The following is a 17,297-nucleotide window of genomic DNA, read 5'->3' on the forward strand; positions in this document are numbered from 1 at the left end:
ACCGCGGCGCGAATGGGGGTCGGGCCGGAGGGGTTCTGGCGGCTGTCGCTGCGGGAGTGGCGGATGCTGACCGAGCGGCCGGGCGGCGCGGCGCCGTTGAGGCGCGAAGACCTGATGCGAATGGCGGAGAGTTGGCCGGATGAGTGACAGTTCTGAACCGACCGCCCTGGACGGGGTGCCGCGCAAGGCGGCGGAGGCTGCGGCGGCGCTGGAGGGGTTGCGGGAGCCGGCGGAGCGGGCGGCGGCCTCGATCGAGGCTGCTTTCGGGAGGGCCGGAGACGGTCTGGTCCGGTCGCTGGCCCGGGCGGCGGCGGACGGGGAGATCAGTCTGGCTGAGCTGGCGCGGGCGGTCCTGGCGGCGGTGAATGCGGCGTCGGGATCGGGCGGCGGAGGCGGGCTGGGCGAGGCGATCGCCCAGGCGGTGCAGACGGTGTTCGCGGGCTCGCGCGCCGACGGAGGGGCGGTGCTCGGCGGCGGAGCCTATCTGGTCGGTGAGCGGGGACCGGAAGTGTTCCGGCCCACAGGCGCCGGGGTCATCGAGCCGGCCGGCGGCGGGGGCGTCATCGTCAATGTGCGGGTGGACGGGGGGCCACAGGCGCTGCTGCGTTCCGAGGCGCAGATCGCCCAGATGCTGGCGCGCGCCGTATCGTTGGGCGCGCGCCGACTCTGATCCCCTTCGTCAGGCGGTCAACTCTTGGGGTTGGGACCGTAACGGTTCTCGCCGGGCTGACCCTCGGCCAGCCCGATCCAGAGCAGGAAGCCGAGGCAGACCAACAGGACCACGCCGACGACCCCCATGGCAGGGCCCAACAGGGCCATGATGGCGGCCGGATCTCCGTCCTCCAGCGCCGCGGCGTTGGACAGGGCCGAGACACCCATCATGGAGACCGCGGCGATGCCGCCGATGATGCAGGCGACCCATGGAATTACGACCAGCCAGCCGCTCTTGCCCATGTCGTGAAGGCGTTTCACGGCGATGGCCAGGTTGGGCCAGATCAGCGCGAGCGAGATCAGCTGGCCGACGAACGGAATAAAGTTGGCGACCCAGCCAGCACCGACGCAGATCAGCCAGCCGATCCAGAAATGTGAGCGGCGCGTACGGCCCTCGAACGAAAACAACAGCTTCTGCCAGTCGAGGCCCTGACTCGGGGCTGAAGTTTCGGTGCTCATGACGCCCTCCCGCGCGTTCCGGGCCCGACGCCCGGCGGGGAAGAATGGCGTAACGGCGCTCGCTCGACAAGCGAAAGCGGGGCCGCGGAAGAACCGGACAGGCGTCCCCGCTTTCGCGGGGATGACAAGTTCTCAGTTGGGGCGAACGGATGAGTTTTCATGAGGTGAGGCTGCCGGCGCGGTTGGCGTTCGGATCGACGGGCGGGGTGGAGCGGCGGACCGAGATCGTCACGCTGGGGTCCGGGTTTGAGCGGCGCTCGACTCCATGGACCCAGGGACGGCGGCGCTATCTGATCGGGGCCAATCTGCGCTCGCTGGATGACATGGCGGCGCTGACAGGGTTTTTCGAGGCGCGGCGCGGGCGGCTGTACGGCTTCCGGTTCCGGGACTTCGCGGACTGCAAGTCCTGCGCGCCGGGGGCGGCGGCCGGTTCGCTGGACCAGGCGCTGGGCGAGGGCGACGGGACGCGGACGGTGTTCCCGCTGGTCAAGCGATATGGGGAGGGCGAGGACGCGCTGGAGCGGCGGATCGCCAAGCCGGTCGAGGGGACGGTCCGGGTTGCGATCGACGGAGTCGAACTGGCGGCGTCGGGGTTCGCGGTCGATGCGCCGACGGGGGCGGTGACGCTGAACGCTCCACCCGATGCGGGTGCGGCGGTGACCGCCGGTTTCGAGTTCGACACGCCGGTGCGGTTCGACGCCGACAGGATCGAGGTCACGCTGGAGAGTTTCGACGCCGGACGGATGGCGGCCGTGCCGCTGATCGAGGTGCGGGTCTGAGCCATGCGAGCCATACCAATCGAACTGACCGCCCGCATCGAGAGCGGGGCGGCGAGGCTGTGTCATGCCTGGGTGATGCGGCGGACGGACGGGGTCAAACTGGGGTTCACGGATCATGACCGCGACCTGATCGTCGAAAACGTGACGTGCCGGGCGGCGAGCGGCTGGACCGCGGGGGCGGCGGACAGCGCCGTGGGGTTGAGCGCCGGGTCGGCGGCGGTCGCAGGCGGTCTGGATGATGCGGCGATCACCGACGCCGATGTGGAGGCGGGGCTGTATGACGGGGCTTCGGTCTCCCTGTGGCGGGTGGATTGGGATCGGCCGGATCTGCGGGTGCGGCTGTGGACGGCGACACTGGCGCGCATCCGGCGCGAAGGGGCCGGGTTCAGCGCCGAGCTGGAAGGGCCGCTGGCGAAGCTGGAACGGGTGGTCGGCGGAGGGGTAAGCGAGGTCGCGTTCACGGCGACGGGGCTGCATGAGCGGCCGTGGTCGCCCGCGCACCTTCGGGTCGCGGCGCGAACAGACGGCGGCTTCGACCTGGGCTGGATCGCGCGGGCCAGGATCGATGGCGACCGCTGGGATGGCGAGGCGGCCGGGTTCGGGTCGTTGAGGTTTCGGGTGAGGGTGCTGGACGGCGCGACCGAGAGACGGGCGTTCGAGCTCGAGGGGAATACGGCGACCTTTTCGGCGACCGATCTGGCCGTGGATTTTCCGGGCGGGCTGGACGGCGATTCTCAGGTGGCCGTGGCCCAGTGGGGCGACGGATATGGCTGGGGGATGGAGGCTTTCGCCGCTCTCACGCCCTGATTTGCCGCCTCTCCCTTTGCGCGGCGCGCGGGATGCCCTAACTGACGCTCTCGGCTTTCGATGGAGCGGCATTCGACGTGGCGGGCGATCCCTACAAGGAACTGGGCGTTTCGAGGGGCGCGAGCGCGGACGAAATCAAGAAGGCGTTCCGCAAGCTCGCCAAGGAACTGCATCCGGACAAGAACCCCGGCAACCCGGTGGCGGACGAGCGGTTCAAGCGCATCACCGCCGCCTTCGACCTGCTGGGCGACAAGGAAAAGCGGGCGAAATTCGATCGGGGCGAGATCGATGCGGACGGCCGCGAGCAGTTTCGCGGCTTCGGCGGCGGTGGACCAGGCGGCGCTCGCGGCGGTCCGGGCGGAAATCCCTTTGGTCAGGGCGGGGCCCGACAGCAGGGTTTCGAGAACATCGACCTCGATGAACTGTTCGGCGGCATGTTCGGTGGAGCGGCCCGGCCGGGCGGCGCGCGGCCAGGCGGTTTCGCGTCCAGGGGTCAGGACGTCAAGGCCACGCTGGAGATCAGTCTCGAAGACTCGATTTCGGGCGCGACGCGGCGGATCCAGTTCTCGGACGGGCGGATGCTGGACGTGGCGATCCCCAAGGGGGCCAGCGATGGGCAAACGATCCGACTGAAGGGCCAGGGCGCGCCGGGGCGCGGCGGTCCGGCGGGCGACGCCCTGATTGAGTTGAGGGTGGCGAAACATCCGGTCTTCACCCGCGACGGGGCCGACCTGACCATGGATCAGCCGGTGGCGCTGTATGACGCGGTGCTGGGCGGCAAGGTTCCGGTGCGGACGCCCGAGGGCACCGTCAGCATGACCATTCCCCCCGGTTCCAGTTCGGGCAAGGTGCTGAGGCTGAAGGGCCGGGGCGCGTTCGCGGACGGCAAGCGCGGCGACCTGCTGGCCAAGCTCATGATCACCCTGCCGGAAGACAGCGCCGAATTGACGAAGCTGGCGCAGGCCGTACGCGACAAGGGGCCGGTGCGGCCTTTCCGCGACTGATGGCGAACCGCCCGAACCTCAAGCCGGAGCGGCCCTGGTTCTCGTCCGGGCCGACGGCGAAACGGCCCGGGTGGTCGTCGCAGGCGATTCCGCATGCGCTGCTGGGGCGCGGCATCCGCGCGCCCGAGGTGGTGGAGCGGTTTGCTCATGGGTTGAGGCTGACGCGGGAGCTGCTGCAGGTCCCGGCGGGGTGGGTGCTGGTCTATGTGCCGGGGTCCGACACCGGGGCGGTCGAGGCGGCCCTGTGGTCGATGCTGGGCGAGCGGCCGGTGCAGGTGCTGGCGTTCGAGAATTTCGGCAAGGTCTGGGCGACCGATGCGGTCGAGCATCTGAAGCTGGAACCCGAGGTGATTGCGGCGCCGTGGGGCGAATGGCCGGATACCTCGACCGTCGATCCGGCGAAGGACCTGGTGTTTCCGTGGAACGGGACGACGTCGGGCGTGTGCGCGCCGAATGCGGACTTCATCGCCGATGACCGTGAAGGGCTGGTGATCTGCGACGCGACCTCGGCGGCCTTCGCCATGCCGTTGCCGTGGGACAAGCTGGATGTGGTGACGTTCAGCTTCCAGAAGGCGCTGGGCGGAGAGGCGGGACTGGGCGTGGCCGCCCTGTCGCCGCGGGCGGTCGAGCGACTGGATCGCTATGCGCCGCCAAGGCCGGTGCCCAAGGTGCTGCGCCTGCGCGACGGCAAGGGCTTCGACCGGACGCTGGCGTCGGGGTCGATGATCAACACCTTCTCGGTCTGGACGATCGAGGACTGGATCGACGGCGTGGAATGGGGGCTGTCAGTCGGCGGGCTTGAGGCGCTGATCGCGCGGACGCGGGCGAATGCGGCGGCGCTGGACGCATGGGTGCGGCGGACGGACTGGATCGACTATCTGGCCGTCGATCCGGCGACGCGGTCGACGACCTCTGTTTGCCTGAGGATCGTCGATCCGCGCGTGACGGCCATGGCCGAGGAGGCGCGGCAGGCGCTGGTCCGGCGGATGAAGGCGCTGGTCGAGGACGAGGGCGCGGCCTTCGATATTGAGAGCCACCGGAATGCGCCCCCCGGGCTGCGCATCTGGTGCGGCTGCACCGTCGAGACGGCGGACATCGAGGCGCTGACGCCCTGGCTGGACTGGGCGTTCGAGACGGCGCTGACGGAATAATCGTCCGGCGACGGGACACCCGCCGATTCCCCGGCTATAGGCTGCGCCCGCATTCCGAAATCCCGGACAGCGGAGAACAGTCTTGGCGAACGTCGCGGTAGTCGGCGCCCAGTGGGGCGACGAGGGCAAGGGCAAGATCGTCGACTGGCTGTCGAACCGGGCCGACATGGTCGTGCGGTTCCAGGGCGGGCATAACGCCGGCCACACGCTGGTTGTCGACGGCAAGGTCTACAAACTGGCGCTGCTGCCCTCGGGTGTGGTGCAGGGCAAGCCCTCGATCATCGGCAATGGCGTGGTGGTCGATCCCTGGCACTTGGTCGGGGAGATCGACAAGATCGAGGCGCAGGGGATCAAGATCAGTCCCGAGGTGCTGATCGTGGCGGATAACGCCTGCCTGATCCTGCCCATCCATCCGGCGCTCGACGTGGCGCGCGAGGCGGCGGCGAGCGCGCCGGGCGCGCGGATCGGCACGACGGGACGCGGCATCGGTCCGGCCTATGAGGACAAGGTCGGGCGGCGCGCCATCCGGGTCTGCGATCTGGCCAATGAAGACGACCTGAAGGTCAAGATCGAGCGGTTGCGCTCGCACCACGATCCGTTGCGGGCAGGGCTGGGTCTGGAACCGATCGATCCGGAGGCGCTGCTGGCGCAGCTGCTGGAGATCGCGCCGAAGATCCTGCCCTATGTGCAGCCGGCCTGGCGGGTGCTGGATCAGGCGCGGCGCGACGGGAAGCGGGTGCTGTTCGAGGGGGCGCAGGGCGCGTTTCTGGACGTGGACCACGGCACCTATCCCTATGTGACCAGCTCCAACACCGTGGCCGGGCAGGCCGCGGCGGGGTCGGGCATCGGCCCGCGCGGGGTCGGCTATGTGCTGGGGATTGTGAAGGCCTACACGACCCGGGTCGGCGAAGGGCCGTTCGCGTGTGAACTCAATGACGAGGTCGGGACGCATCTGGCGACGGTGGGGCGCGAGGTCGGGGTCAATACCGGCCGGGCCCGGCGTTGCGGCTGGTTCGACGCGGTTCTGGTGCGGCAGTCGGTGGCCATCAACGGCATCGACGGGATCGCCCTGACCAAGCTGGACGTGCTGGACGGACTGAAGACGCTGAAGATCTGCACGGGCTACCGGATCGACGGACAGGTGCTGGACTATCTGCCGTCCAGCCTGAAGTCGCAGGCCGCGGCCGAGCCGGTGTTTGAGGAGATGGACGGCTGGAGCGAGAGCACCGCCGGTGCGCGCAGCTTCCGCGACCTGAACGCCAATGCGGTCAAATATGTTCGCCGGATCGAGGAGTTGATCGGAGCCCCGGTCGCTCTGTTGTCGACCAGCCCCGAGCGGGACGACACGATCATGATGCACGACCCGTTTCGGGGTTAGACGACCCGACGGCTGAACCCCGCTAATCGCGCGTTCAACGCGCTTTAACCCGGTTCAGTTATGCACGACCTCCGAGGTGGAGGTTCGCGTCTTGTTTGCAGTCGATCGTCGCGTGCTGGCGAAGCTGGAGCCCGTCGTCAAACGGGTGTTGATCGTCGACCCGAATCCTCACGCCGCCCGGCTGCTGACCGACATCATGAAGGGTCTGGGCGCGCGCGACATCGTGGTTCAGGCGAACGAGAAACGGGCCCTGATGGCGGCGGCGGAGCTTGAGCCCGGCATCGTCTTCACAGAGCGCACGGGGGAGGGGCTGGACGGCGAATCCCTGGCGAGGGCGCTGCGGCGCTCGGATATGAACTGCCGCCGCGCGCCGATCATCATGATCACCGCCGACGCGACCGCGCGCACGATCCTGGGCGCCCGGGATTCCGGCGTGCATGAATTCCTGCGCAAGCCCTTCACCAGCGCCGACCTGTTCAAACGGGTCGAGAACGTCGCGCTGAAGCCGCGCGACTGGGTTGAGGCTGTGGGCTACATCGGTCCCGACCGGCGCCGGTTCAACTCAGGCGAATTCTCCGGCGCCAGAAAGCGCAAGGCCGACCGGTCGGCGTCGGGCGCGGCCGGACACCTGGAGGCCAAGGACCAGGCGATGCGCATACTGGGCTCGGCCCTGGACCAGTTCGACAGTGACCCGATGCAGGCGGTGCGGGCCATCCGCGAGCAGGCGGCGACCTTGAAGATGCTGGCCATGAAGGTGTCGGACTCGCGCCTGGCCGTGGCGGTCGGGGCGCTGGAGGTGTCGATGGCGTCGGGGCCGCCGACAAAGGCGACCCTGGCGGCGCCGATCGGAACCCTGCTGGCCATGCATCAGGTCGAGCCGGTCGCCAAGGCCGGCTGACGCCGCTAGCGCAAAAGGCCGGCGAAGGCTTCCACGACCCGCGGCCAGGCGGCCGAGGTCGGGTCGATGACTTCGAAATGCCCGGCGCCCTCCAGCACGATGGACCCGGCGGGATCGCCGCGGGCGGCCGCCGCTGCGGCGTAGTCCTGACCGAACCGGGGCGGCACGATCGGATCCAGAGCCCCCGAGATCACCACCTGACGATCGCCCAGCGGCAGCAGGGCGGGCGGGGAGGTGTCGGCGAAGACGTCGCGGCCGCCCGGCTGCGGGACGCCGACGAGGCCGTCGATAGTCGACGGACCCCCGCAGGCGTCGGGGCCTGTCCGCCGGTAGGCGGCGAGGTCGGCGATGCCGGCGAGCGATACGACGCCCCGGATCGGCAGGGGATCAGCGGTGCGCAGGGGACTTTCGGCGGGCAGGCGATCGCGCGCCGCCGCCCAGAGGGCCAGATGACCACCGGCGGAATGGCCCGAGACGGCGACGCGGCGCAGGTCGAGGCGGTGCTGCGGCGCGATGGCGCGCAGATGGTCGAGGCCCGCGGCGATGTCCTGGAACGTTCCGGGGTAACCGCCGCCCGGATGGCCGATGCGGCGGTATTCGAGGTTCCAGACGGCATAGCCCCGATCGCGCAGATCGGCCGCCATATAGTCCATCAGTTCCTTGCCCGGCAGGTCGGCGCGCCAGCAGCCGCCGTGGATCAGGACGATGACGGGATGGCGTCCGCGTCCGCGAGGCAGCCAAAGCTCGCCGAACTGGAGCGCGTCGGGACCGTAGGCGATGCGCTGGTCAGCAGGCGCGCGAGGCTGAGCCAGAAGCTGGCTGAAGGTGATGGGGGTGCGCGTCTCTACGGGTGCGATGAGCGTCGGGGACGGCGCGCAGGCGGCCGTCGCCAGCAGGCCGGCCAGGGCGGCGGTCATAAGACGCATCGGGCGATCCTGTTGAAGTCGCCGTTTCACCGGCGCGGCGGGTCACTGTAGAGAGCAGGAGCCGCCCGGCAACCGGAGCCCGAGAGAATGACCACCCGACAAGACTGTCTCGACCGGGACGCGGCCGATCCGCTGGGCGCGGTGCGGGATCGGTTCAGCCTGCCGCAAGGGGTCATCTATCTGGACGGCAATTCGCTGGGCGCCCTTCCGGTCGCGGCGAGGGACGCCGTACAGGACGCGGTCGAGCGGCAGTGGGGCGGCGACCTGATCGCCAGCTGGAACAAGCATGGCTGGATCGGTCTGCCGCAGAAGGTAGGCGGCAAGATCGCGCGCCTGATTGGAGCGGAGGCGGACGAGGTCGTGGCGGCGGATTCGGTATCCGTGAACCTGTTCAAGCTGGCGGCCGCGGCCGTGAGCGCCCAGGGCGGGCGGCGCGTTGTTCTGACTGAGGGCGGGGACTTTCCGACGGACCTGTACATCCTGCAGGGGCTGGCCGGGATGATGCCGGAGGTCGAGCTGAGAGTGGTCGCGCCGGGCGGGATCGGGGCGGCGCTCGACGAGCGGGTGACGGTGGTCCTGCTGAGTCACGTCCACTATCGCAGTGGCGCGGTGCGCGACATGGCGGGATTGAACGCGGCGATCCGGGCCGCGGGAGCCTTGAGCCTGTGGGACCTGAGCCACAGCGCGGGCGTGCTGGACGTCGATCTGAACCGCGACGGGGCTGATCTGGCGGCAGGCTGCGGCTACAAGTATCTGAACGGTGGGCCGGGCGCGCCGGCGTTTCTGTTCGTGGCGCGGCGGCATCAGGCAGCGTTACGAAATCCTCTGTCAGGCTGGATGGGGCACGCCCGGCCGTTCGATTTCATCGACGATTACACGCCGGCCCCGGGCATCGATCGCTGGCTGTGCGGGACGCCGCCAATCCTGAGCCTGACGGCGCTCAGCGCCGCGCTGGACGCGTTCGACGGCGTGGATATGAAGGCGGTGCGGGCCAGGGCTGGGGCGCTGGGTGATCTGTTTATCGAACGGGTCGAGGCGCGCTGCGCCGGAAAGGGTCTGGTTCTGGCCAGTCCGCGTGACGCGACGGTGCGGGGCGGGCAGGTCGCGTTCACCCACCCGCAGGGCTGGGCGGTGATGCAGAACCTGATCGCCCGCGGGGTGATCGGCGACTTCCGCGCTCCGGACGTGATCCGGTTCGGGTTCGCGCCTCTTTATGTGCGGCGCGCCGATGTTTGGGATTCGGTCGAAGTGATGGGCGAGATCCTCGACAGCGAAAGCTGGCGGGAAGCGCGGTTTCAGACCTTGGCCGCGGTGACCTGAAAGCGGGCGGCCCGGCTGGGCCGCCCGACCTCGGGATCAGGCGTCGACGAGGTTCCGCTCTTCGGCGGCGGCGCGCATGGCTTTCTGGAGTTTTTCGAAGGCGCGGACCTCGATCTGACGCACGCGCTCGCGCGACACGCCGTACTGGCCGGCGAGTTCCTCGAGCGTGACGGGATCGTCCTTGAGGCGGCGTTCCGTGAGGATGTGTTTCTCGCGGTCGGTCAGCTCTTCCATGGCCTCCTGAAGCAGGCCCATGCGGATCGACTTTTCCTCGCTCTCGGCGAGCTGGGTCTCCTGCGAGACCGCCGTGTCGTCGGCCAGCCAGTCCTGCCACTCGCTCTCGCCGTCGGCGCGCAGAGGCGCGTTCAGCGACGCGTCGCCGCCGAGGCGGCGGTTCATGTTGGTGACCTCTTCCTCGGACACGCCCAGTTTGGTGGCGATGGCCGAGAGATGTTCCGGACGCAGGTCGCCTTCCTCGAAGGCCGAGATCTGGCTCTTGGCCTTGCGCAGGTTGAAGAACAGCTTCTTCTGTGCGGCCGTGGTTCCCATCTTCACGAGCGACCAGCTGCGCAGGATGTATTCCTGGATCGAGGCGCGGATCCACCACATGGCGTAGGTCGCCAGGCGGAAGCCCTTGTCCGGATCGAATTTCTTGACGGCCTGCATCAGGCCCACGTTGCCCTCGGAGATGACTTCGCCGATCGGCAGGCCATAGCCGCGATAGCCCATGGCGATCTTCGCCACGAGGCGCAGGTGCGAGGTCACGAGACGGTGCGCCGCCTCCGGATCCTGATGCTCGGTCCAGCGCTTGGCGAGCATGAACTCCTCGTCCTTCGCCAGCATCGGAAATTTGCGGATTTCAGTGAGATAGCGCGACAGCCCCTGTTCAGGCGACATCATCGCGAGCGATCTGGCTACAGCCATAAGTCTGGTCCCTCCGACCGTTTAAACGAGCGGGTCCTTCGGAAGCGGCCACCCAATGTGCGCCGTCGCCTCACCCCTCAACCGATGAAATAGGGTCGGGTTTCCGCACTTGTCAGTGGCGGATGGTCACACGACAGCGTGACCGTTGCCCCGGCGCCACGGCACCGAATGAGCGAGTGTATAGCGGAGAGTGGGTCTCTAATCAAGACTGACTTGATGTCCTACAGGGCGGCAAGTCGCTGTTCGAGCAGGCGCATGTCTTCCGGCGGGGCGGTCTCGAAGCGCAGGGCCTCGCCTGTCACCGGGTGAATGAACCCCAGAACCGCCGCGTGAAGGGCCTGCCGGGTCAGGCCGGCGGCGGCGATGGCGGCGCGGACGGCGCCGGTCGGGCTGCCGGAACCATAGACCGGGTCGCCGAGGATGGGCGCGCCCCTGGATGCCATGTGCACGCGGATCTGGTGGGTTCGGCCCGTGTGCAAGGTGCAGGCGACGCGAGCGGCCTGGGGCTGGGCGCCCGGCTTGGCCCCCTTGTGCGTCGGGGCGCCGTAGACCTGTTCGACGACATAGTCCGTGATGGCCTCGCGGCCGCCGCTGTTCAGCACCGCCATCTTCTTCCGGTCGCCGGTCGAGCGCCCGAGGTTCGAGGTGATGCGGCCTCTGGCGGGGTGGAGCGCGCCGCGGACCAGGGCGATGTAGGTGCGCTCGATGTCGTGGGCGGCGAACAGGGCCGAGAGGCCGGCGTGGGCGGCGTCGGACTTGGCCGCGACCATGACGCCGGAGGTATGTTTGTCGAGCCGGTGCACGATGCCGGGACGGGCGACGCCGCCAATGCCGGAGAGCGACTTTGCGCAGTGGTGGAGCAGGGCGTTGACGAGAGTGCCGGTCTCGCTGCCGGGGGCCGGATGCACGGCCATGCCGGCCGGCTTGTCGATCACGATCAGGTCGGCGTCCTCGAACAGGACGGTCAGGGGGATGTCTTCGGGCTGGGGGATGGCGGAGATGACGGCCGGCAAGGCCACGACGTAGAGGCCGGGCAGGGCCTTGGCCGAGGCGCTTGAAACCGGGTGACCGTCGCGGGTCACGACACCATCGGCCAACAAGGCTTGGACACGGGCGCGGGACAGGGTCGGGAAGAGGTCCGACAGGGTCTTGTCGAGGCGGGCGCCGCCTGTCGTGAGGCTGGCCTCCAGAACCGGCGGGAGGTCCTCGTCGGCGGCGAATTCTTCGATCAGGGGGTCGTCGGACACGGGGCGCTCCGCCGCTCGGGCCGGGCGGCAGGGCGGTCTAGCACGTCGTGGGTGCGGGCAGGCAATGCGCGATCTTGGCGAAACAGCCAAGCTGGGTCATCTTCAAGCGACGCTGCAGGGACGGAGCCAGCCATGAGAGTGTTGCTTCTTGCCGCCGCCGGAGGCGCGGCTCTCGCGGTCGCAAGCTGCGCCACCATGTCCAAGGATCAATGCCTGGCCGGGGCCTGGGGCGAGGTCGGCTATCGGGACGGGTCGGAAGGCCAGCCGATGAGTCTGCTGGCGGACCATGAGAAGGCCTGCGCCGAATATGGCGTGGCGCCCGATGTGGTCGCCTACAGTTCCGCCCGCGCGGACGGGCTGAACGGCTATTGCCGGTGGGAACGGGGATTCCAGGAAGGGCGCGAGGGCGATACCTATCACGGAGTCTGCACGCCCGCGCAGGAAGAGGAATTCCTGCCGGCCTACCGCGACGGCCAGTTGGTCCATGCGGCGGAACAGGCGCTGGCGAATGCGCGCAGCAGCGTCGCCAGCCTCGGCGCCCGGCTCGAGGAGCTGGACGACAAGATCACGGCCAAACAGGCCGAGGCGCGCGCCGATGGCCTGACGGACGAGCAGCGCGACGTGATCCGCAACCGCATCCAGGAGATCCGTCGCGAGCGGGCCGACACCGAGCGGGAGTGGCGGCGGGCCCAGAATGCGATTGACGACGCCGAACGCGACGTGCGGGACGTCCGCCGCCGGTTCCAGGGCCAGTACGGCGGCTGGTGAGCCCGTCCGCCTGACGGGTCAGGCGGCCTTTGAGGCCGAGGTGCCGAAATGCGGGTTCAGCTCGCCCTTGGCGTAGCGTTGGGCCATCTGGGCCGTGGAAAGCGGACGGATCTTTGAGGCCTGGCCCTCGCAGCCGAACTGCAGATACCGCTCCTGACACAGTTTGCGCATCGCCTCCTTGGCGGGCTTCAGATAGGCGCGCGGATCGAACTCGCCGGGCTTTTCGGACAGGATTTTGCGGATCGCGCCGGTCATTGCCATGCGGTTGTCTGTGTCGATATTGATCTTGCGCACGCCGTGCTTGATGCCGCGCTGGATCTCCTCGACCGGCACGCCCCAGGTCTGGGGCATCTGGCCGCCATAGGCGTTGATGATGTCCTGCAGGTCCTGCGGCACTGAGGACGAGCCGTGCATGACCAGATGGGTGTCGGGCAGGCGGCGGTGGATTTCCTCGATGACGTTCATGGCCAGCACTTCGCCGTCGGGCTGCCGGCTGAATTTATAGGCTCCGTGGCTGGTGCCCATGGCGATGGCGAGGGCGTCGACCTTGGTCTCGCGCACGAAGTCCACAGCCTGATCCGGGTCGGTCAGCAGGGCGGAATGGTCGAGCTTGCCTTCGAAGCCGTGGCCATCCTCGGCCTCGCCCATGCCGGTCTCCAGCGAGCCCAGCACGCCCAGTTCGCCCTCGACGGAGACGCCGCAGGAGTGGGCCATCTGGACGACCCGACGGGTGACGTCGACGTTGTATTCGTAGGAGGCGGGGGTCTTCGCATCCTCTTCCAGCGACCCGTCCATCATCACCGAGGTGAAGCCGTACTGGATGGCGGTGGCGCAGGTGGCGGGGCCGTTGCCGTGGTCCTGGTGCATGCAGACCGGGATATGCGGATACAGCTCGGCCAGGGCGTCGATCAGCTTTGCGAGGACGATGTCGTTGGCGTAGCTGCGGGCGCCGCGGCTGGCCTGGATGATGACCGGGGCGTTGACCGCCTCGGCGGCCTCCATGATGGCGAGGCCCTGTTCCATATTGTTGATATTGTAGGCGGGCAGGCCGTAGTCGTTTTCAGCCGCGTGATCGAGAAGCTGTCGCAGCGTGATGCGCGCCATAGGGGTATCTCCTGAGCCCTTGAGTTTTGCCGCTGGTCTAACGTCACAGGCGCGTGAAGTCACGCTTTGTAACAGCAATTCCTCCCGTAGCGGGAGGACCTCAGACCCGCAGGGCCTCGACGCCCGGCAGGGGCTTGCCTTCCATCCACTCAAGGAAGGCGCCGCCCGCGGTGGAAACGAAGGTCATGTCGTCGGCCACGCCCGCGTGGTGCAGGGCCGCGACCGTGTCCCCGCCGCCGCCGACGGCGGTCAGGACGCCGGCCTTGGCCAAGGCGGCCGCATGGTGGGCGACCGCGACCGTGGCTGTGTCGAACGGCGGAACCTCGAACACGCCCAGGGGGCCGTTCCAGATGAGCGTCTTCGAGGCGGTCAGGGCGTCGACCAGGCGCGCCACGCTGGCCGGGCCGGCGTCGAGGATCTTGTCGTCGGCTGACAGCGGCTGGCCGGCGACGACGGGGCGGGAGGCCGCGCCCGGCTTGACCTCGGTCGCCACGACGAAGTCGACGGGCAGCAGGATTTCGCAGCCCCGCGCCCTGGCCTCGGCGAGGATCTCACGCGCGGTGTCGGCCATGTCGCGCTCGGCCAACGAGCCGCCGATGTCGATCCCCTGGGCGAACAGGAAGGTGTTGGCCATGCCGCCGCCGATGGCGAGGCGGTCGAGCTTGCCGACAAGGTTCTTGAGCAGGTCCAGCTTGGTCGAGACCTTGGCCCCGCCGACGATCCCCATGACGGGCTTCTGCGGCTTGCCGAGCGCGGCGTCCAGCGCGTCGAGCTCGCGGCGCATGGACTCGCCGGCGTAGGCGGGCAGCAGGTGCGCCAGGCCTTCGGTCGAGGCGTGGGCCCGGTGGGCCGCAGAGAAGGCGTCGTTGACATAGACGTCGCCGAGTTCGGCCAGCTGCGCGGCGAAGGCCGGGTCGTTGGCCTCCTCGCCGGCGTGGAAGCGGACGTTCTCGAGCAGGACGACGCCGCCGAGCGGCACGTCGGCGATCATGGTCTTCGCCTCGTCCCCCACGCAATCGGCCGCGAACCGGACCGGGGCGCCGAGCAGGTGTTCGAGGTCGTCGACCACGGGCTGCAGGCTCATCGACGGGACGACCTTGCCCTTGGGCCGGTCGAAATGGGCCATCAGGACGACCCTGGCCCCGGCGTCGCGCAGCTTGTTGATGGTCGGCAGGGCGACGCGGAGGCGGGTGTCCTCTGTGACCTTGCCGTCCTCCATCGGGACGTTGAAATCCACGCGGACGAGGGCGGTCTTGCCGGCGAGGGCGGGGGCGTCGTCGAGGGTGCGGAAGGTCATGGTTTTTCTCTCCTCCGCTCATCCCGGCGAAAGCCGGGACCCAGTGCTTTCGAGAGGCACAACGACCGGGATCACGAGCGGTGCGAAACTGGACGCGTTCATCGCCCAAAGGACTGGGTCCCGGCTTTCGCCGGGATGAGCGGATAGTTTGGTCCTAGATCAGCTTGCTCATCACCAGAGCCGTGTCGGCCATCCGCGTCGCGAAGCCCCACTCGTTGTCGTACCAGGTCAGCACCCGGGCCAGCTTGCCGTCGACGACCTGGGTCTGGGGCAGGGCGGCGGTGCTCGAGGCGGCGATGTGGTTGAGGTCGGTGGAGACCAGCGGCTCGTCGGTGGTCGCCAGCACGCCCTTCATCGGACCGTCGGCGGCGGCCTGGATGGCGGCGTTGATCTCTTCAACGGTGACCTCGCGGCCGGCCACGACCTTCAGGTCGACGACCGAGACGTTCGGGGTCGGGACGCGGATCGAGGAGCCGTCCAGCTTGCCCTTCAGGGCCGGCAGCACCAAGCCGAGGGCCTTGGCGGCGCCGGTCGAGGTCGGGATCATCGACAGGGCGGCGGCGCGGCCGCGATAGAGGTCCTTGTGCATCGTATCCAGCGTCGGCTGGTCGCCGGTGTAGGCGTGGATGGTGGTCATATAGCCGCGCTCGATGCCGAACAGGTCGTGCAGCACCTTGGCCACCGGCGCCAGGGCGTTGGTGGTGCACGAGCCGTTGGAGACGATGATGTCGTCGGCGGTCAGGACGTCATGGTTGACCTTGTAGACGATGGTCTTGTCGGCGCCGTCGCAGGGGGCCGAGACCAGCACGCGCTTCGCGCCGGCGGTCAGGTGGGCCGAGGCCTTTTCCTTCGTCGTGAACAGGCCGGTGCACTCGAAGGCGATGTCGACGTTCAGCTCCTTGTGCGGGAGCTTGGACGGGTCGCGTTCGGCCGTAACCTTGATCTTGCCGAGGCCGACGTCGATCCAGTCGGCGCCGGTCTCGACCGTGCCCGGGAACCGGCCGTGCACCGAATCGTAGCGCAGCAGGTGGGCGTTGGTCTCGACCGGGCCCAGATCGTTGATCGCCACCACCTCGATGTCGCGACGGCCGTGCTCGACGATCGAGCGCAGGACGAGGCGGCCGATGCGGCCGAAACCATTGATGGCGACGCGGACGGTCATGGGGCGGTCTCCGAAGAAGCGGTGTCAGGGTTGGCGCTTCAATGAAGCCGGCGGGCGCGGGGATCAACCCCGCGCCCGTAACAAGACGTGATGAACTGTAACGCTTTCCGTCAGTCGGTGCGGCGGGCGCGCGGGCCGGGACCCCCGAGGCCGAGCGAGTCCATGGTCGTCACCCGGCCTGTCTCGTCCCGGGTGAACCGCACCCGGCGGGACGGATCGCCGACCACGGTGAACAGGTCCGCGCCGAGGGCGGCCAGCACCACGGGCGGGCGACGGCCGCGGACGACCTGCAGCGTGTCGCCGACCACGGACACCTGCTGCTCGCCATAGGCCCCGGCGTAGGCCGACAGATCGCCGGCCTGTGCGGTCGCGTTCAGGGCCTCCAGCGCCCAGACGGCGTCGGTGCGGCCGCTGTCGGCCGCAACGATGCCTTCCAGCGCCAGGGTGTGGGTGCGGGTCAGGGCCTGATCCCACGGCACAGCCACGTCGGGCAGGACGCCGGTGCCTTCCCAGTTGCCGCCCGTGTTCGGGTTCCTCGGCGAGCCCTGTGAGATGAAGACCGCGAAGCCGCCGCCGACCGGAACCATGCCGCCGGGATTGGCCGCGCCGCCGGAGGCTTCCCCGACGATGGTCGCGCGCCGCGCGCCCTGCAGGGTGTAGGGGAAGGCCTCGCCCGCCGAACCGGTTCGGCCGCTGATCAGCACATAGACCGGAACCTCCAGCCGCGGGTTTGGATGGAAGACCTCCGGGGCCTCGCTCTCCGTGCCCTCGCGGCTGTGGAAGATGTTGTAGATCGGCGCGTTGGGCGGGGTGAAGGCGCTGGTCAGATAGCCGACCATCGAGGGCGCGCCGCCGCCGTTGTCGCGCAGGTCGAAGATCACGGCGTCCGTATCAGCCACGAAGGCGAGGGCGGCGTCGGCGGCGCGGCGGGCGGGATCGTCGGGGTTGTCGAAATCGATGTTCGAGAACTGGCGCAGGTCGATGTAGCCGATGTTGCCGGGCAGGATCTCGACCTTGCGGAAGCCGAAATGGCCGCGCACCTCGGCCGGATTGGCGGGTCGGGCCAGACGGCGAATGGGTTCGCCGGGCGCGGGCGCTGCGTCTGCCGGGGGAGGACGCCGCATGGCCGGGGCCGGGGCGTTGGGATCCCAGGCGACGTTGAAATGGGCATCGAGCGGCCGCAGCCGCCGGCTCAGGGTTGCGGCGAGGTCACGCTGGTCGGTCAGGCTGTCAAAGGCGCCGGTGGCGGCCTCGGCCTCCAGGGCGGCGGCGATGCGGTCGCCGGCGGCGGGGTCGAAATAGAGATCGCGGATGCGAGCCGCGACAGCCGCGACCGTCTCGCGCGGCGCCGGCTGGGCCGCG

General features: G+C 69.1%; 18 protein-coding genes. 10 read left to right on the forward strand and 8 right to left on the reverse strand.

Annotated features, from left to right (window positions below):
- The first annotated feature begins 12 nt into the window (after nucleotides 1-12).
- Nucleotides 13-147, forward strand: coding sequence for a phage tail assembly chaperone (locus QQJ79_RS07015; protein WP_284222229.1), 135 nt, complete (start codon nucleotides 13-15; stop codon nucleotides 145-147).
- Nucleotides 140-670, forward strand: a complete 531-nt coding sequence (locus QQJ79_RS07020) for a phage tail tape measure protein (protein WP_284222212.1) — start codon at nucleotides 140-142, stop codon at nucleotides 668-670. Before QQJ79_RS07015 ends, QQJ79_RS07020 begins: the two co-directional genes overlap by 8 nt.
- Before the next feature lie 17 nt (nucleotides 671-687).
- On the opposite strand, the gene QQJ79_RS07025 is transcribed toward QQJ79_RS07020, so the two are convergent.
- Nucleotides 688-1,170, reverse strand: a complete 483-nt coding sequence (locus tag QQJ79_RS07025; RefSeq protein ID WP_284222213.1) for a DUF805 domain-containing protein — start codon at nucleotides 1,168-1,170, stop codon at nucleotides 688-690.
- A 149-nt stretch (nucleotides 1,171-1,319) separates the two neighbouring features.
- Here QQJ79_RS07025 and QQJ79_RS07030 point away from each other — a divergent pair, with 149 nt between their 5' ends.
- From QQJ79_RS07030 to QQJ79_RS07055, 6 genes are all read left to right on the forward strand, one after another.
- Nucleotides 1,320-1,949 (forward strand): DUF2460 domain-containing protein, encoded by a 630-nt coding sequence (locus tag QQJ79_RS07030; protein WP_284222214.1) that lies wholly within the window; start codon nucleotides 1,320-1,322, stop codon nucleotides 1,947-1,949.
- Nucleotides 1,950-1,952: 3 nt separating this feature from the next.
- Complete coding sequence (locus QQJ79_RS16015; protein ID WP_348521779.1) at nucleotides 1,953-2,756, forward strand: DUF2163 domain-containing protein; 804 nt, start codon at nucleotides 1,953-1,955, stop codon at nucleotides 2,754-2,756.
- Between the two features lie 77 nt (nucleotides 2,757-2,833).
- Entirely contained in the window at nucleotides 2,834-3,760 is a 927-nt protein-coding gene (locus QQJ79_RS07040) for a DnaJ C-terminal domain-containing protein (protein ID WP_284222215.1), read from the forward strand.
- Entirely contained in the window at nucleotides 3,760-4,911 is a 1,152-nt protein-coding gene (locus QQJ79_RS07045) for a phosphoserine transaminase (protein WP_284222216.1), read from the forward strand. The genes QQJ79_RS07040 and QQJ79_RS07045 overlap by 1 nt, the downstream gene beginning before the upstream one ends.
- A gap of 82 nt (nucleotides 4,912-4,993) precedes the next feature.
- Entirely contained in the window at nucleotides 4,994-6,289 is a 1,296-nt protein-coding gene (locus QQJ79_RS07050; RefSeq protein WP_284222217.1) for an adenylosuccinate synthase, read from the forward strand.
- Between the two features lie 91 nt (nucleotides 6,290-6,380).
- Nucleotides 6,381-7,187 carry a response regulator gene (locus tag QQJ79_RS07055; protein WP_284222218.1) on the forward strand — a complete coding sequence of 269 codons (807 nt, stop codon included), beginning with the start codon at nucleotides 6,381-6,383 and terminating at the stop codon, nucleotides 7,185-7,187.
- Between the two features lie 5 nt (nucleotides 7,188-7,192).
- Here QQJ79_RS07055 and QQJ79_RS07060 read toward each other — a convergent pair whose 3' ends face one another.
- Nucleotides 7,193-8,113, reverse strand: coding sequence for an alpha/beta hydrolase family protein (locus tag QQJ79_RS07060; RefSeq protein ID WP_284222219.1), 921 nt, complete (start codon nucleotides 8,111-8,113; stop codon nucleotides 7,193-7,195).
- An 87-nt stretch (nucleotides 8,114-8,200) separates the two neighbouring features.
- On the opposite strand from QQJ79_RS07060, the gene kynU reads away from it, so the two are divergent.
- Complete coding sequence (gene kynU, locus QQJ79_RS07065; protein ID WP_284222220.1) at nucleotides 8,201-9,433, forward strand: kynureninase; 1,233 nt, start codon at nucleotides 8,201-8,203, stop codon at nucleotides 9,431-9,433.
- 36 nt (nucleotides 9,434-9,469) lie between these two features.
- Here kynU and rpoH read toward each other — a convergent pair whose 3' ends face one another.
- Complete coding sequence (rpoH, locus tag QQJ79_RS07070; protein ID WP_284222221.1) at nucleotides 9,470-10,357, reverse strand: RNA polymerase sigma factor RpoH; 888 nt, start codon at nucleotides 10,355-10,357, stop codon at nucleotides 9,470-9,472.
- Between the two features lie 221 nt (nucleotides 10,358-10,578).
- Nucleotides 10,579-11,604: an RluA family pseudouridine synthase gene (locus QQJ79_RS07075; protein ID WP_284222222.1), complete on the reverse strand. Its 1,026-nt coding sequence runs from the start codon at nucleotides 11,602-11,604 to the stop codon at nucleotides 10,579-10,581.
- A gap of 132 nt (nucleotides 11,605-11,736) precedes the next feature.
- On the opposite strand from QQJ79_RS07075, the gene QQJ79_RS07080 reads away from it, so the two are divergent.
- A complete protein-coding gene (locus QQJ79_RS07080) occupies nucleotides 11,737-12,372 on the forward strand; it encodes a DUF2799 domain-containing protein (RefSeq protein WP_284222223.1) in 636 nt (211 codons plus the stop codon).
- An 18-nt stretch (nucleotides 12,373-12,390) separates the two neighbouring features.
- On the opposite strand, the gene fba is transcribed toward QQJ79_RS07080, so the two are convergent.
- The 4 genes from fba to QQJ79_RS07100 form a co-directional block, all read right to left on the reverse strand.
- Nucleotides 12,391-13,476, reverse strand: a complete 1,086-nt coding sequence (gene fba, locus QQJ79_RS07085; RefSeq protein ID WP_284222224.1) for a class II fructose-bisphosphate aldolase — start codon at nucleotides 13,474-13,476, stop codon at nucleotides 12,391-12,393.
- A gap of 100 nt (nucleotides 13,477-13,576) precedes the next feature.
- Nucleotides 13,577-14,773 (reverse strand): phosphoglycerate kinase, encoded by a 1,197-nt coding sequence (locus tag QQJ79_RS07090; protein ID WP_284222225.1) that lies wholly within the window; start codon nucleotides 14,771-14,773, stop codon nucleotides 13,577-13,579.
- Between the two features lie 154 nt (nucleotides 14,774-14,927).
- Nucleotides 14,928-15,935, reverse strand: coding sequence for a type I glyceraldehyde-3-phosphate dehydrogenase (gene gap, locus QQJ79_RS07095; RefSeq protein WP_284222226.1), 1,008 nt, complete (start codon nucleotides 15,933-15,935; stop codon nucleotides 14,928-14,930).
- A 110-nt stretch (nucleotides 15,936-16,045) separates the two neighbouring features.
- A partial coding sequence (locus tag QQJ79_RS07100; protein ID WP_284222227.1) for a S41 family peptidase occupies nucleotides 16,046-17,297 on the reverse strand: 1,252 nt, incomplete at its 5' end.

Origin of the sequence: Brevundimonas denitrificans, from assembly GCF_030160755.1 — a bacterium.
Taxonomy (GTDB): Bacteria; Pseudomonadota; Alphaproteobacteria; order Caulobacterales; family Caulobacteraceae; genus Brevundimonas; species Brevundimonas denitrificans.

Excerpts from the sequence above, each read along its gene's own strand:
- QQJ79_RS07015 (WP_284222229.1), top strand. The coding sequence starts at position 13 with ATGGGGGTCGGGCCGGAGGGGTTCTGGCGGCTGTCGCTGCGGGAGTGG.
- QQJ79_RS07020 (WP_284222212.1), top strand. The coding sequence starts at position 140 with ATGAGTGACAGTTCTGAACCGACCGCCCTGGACGGGGTGCCGCGCAAG.
- QQJ79_RS07025 (WP_284222213.1), bottom strand. The coding sequence starts at position 1,170 with ATGAGCACCGAAACTTCAGCCCCGAGTCAGGGCCTCGACTGGCAGAAG.
- QQJ79_RS07030 (WP_284222214.1), top strand. The coding sequence starts at position 1,320 with ATGAGTTTTCATGAGGTGAGGCTGCCGGCGCGGTTGGCGTTCGGATCG.
- QQJ79_RS16015 (WP_348521779.1), top strand. The coding sequence starts at position 1,953 with ATGCGAGCCATACCAATCGAACTGACCGCCCGCATCGAGAGCGGGGCG.
- QQJ79_RS07045 (WP_284222216.1), top strand. The coding sequence starts at position 3,760 with ATGGCGAACCGCCCGAACCTCAAGCCGGAGCGGCCCTGGTTCTCGTCC.
- QQJ79_RS07060 (WP_284222219.1), bottom strand. The coding sequence starts at position 8,113 with ATGCGTCTTATGACCGCCGCCCTGGCCGGCCTGCTGGCGACGGCCGCC.
- kynU (WP_284222220.1), top strand. The coding sequence starts at position 8,201 with ATGACCACCCGACAAGACTGTCTCGACCGGGACGCGGCCGATCCGCTG.
- rpoH (WP_284222221.1), bottom strand. The coding sequence starts at position 10,357 with ATGGCTGTAGCCAGATCGCTCGCGATGATGTCGCCTGAACAGGGGCTG.
- QQJ79_RS07080 (WP_284222223.1), top strand. The coding sequence starts at position 11,737 with ATGAGAGTGTTGCTTCTTGCCGCCGCCGGAGGCGCGGCTCTCGCGGTC.
- fba (WP_284222224.1), bottom strand. The coding sequence starts at position 13,476 with ATGGCGCGCATCACGCTGCGACAGCTTCTCGATCACGCGGCTGAAAAC.
- QQJ79_RS07090 (WP_284222225.1), bottom strand. The coding sequence starts at position 14,773 with ATGACCTTCCGCACCCTCGACGACGCCCCCGCCCTCGCCGGCAAGACC.
- gap (WP_284222226.1), bottom strand. The coding sequence starts at position 15,935 with ATGACCGTCCGCGTCGCCATCAATGGTTTCGGCCGCATCGGCCGCCTC.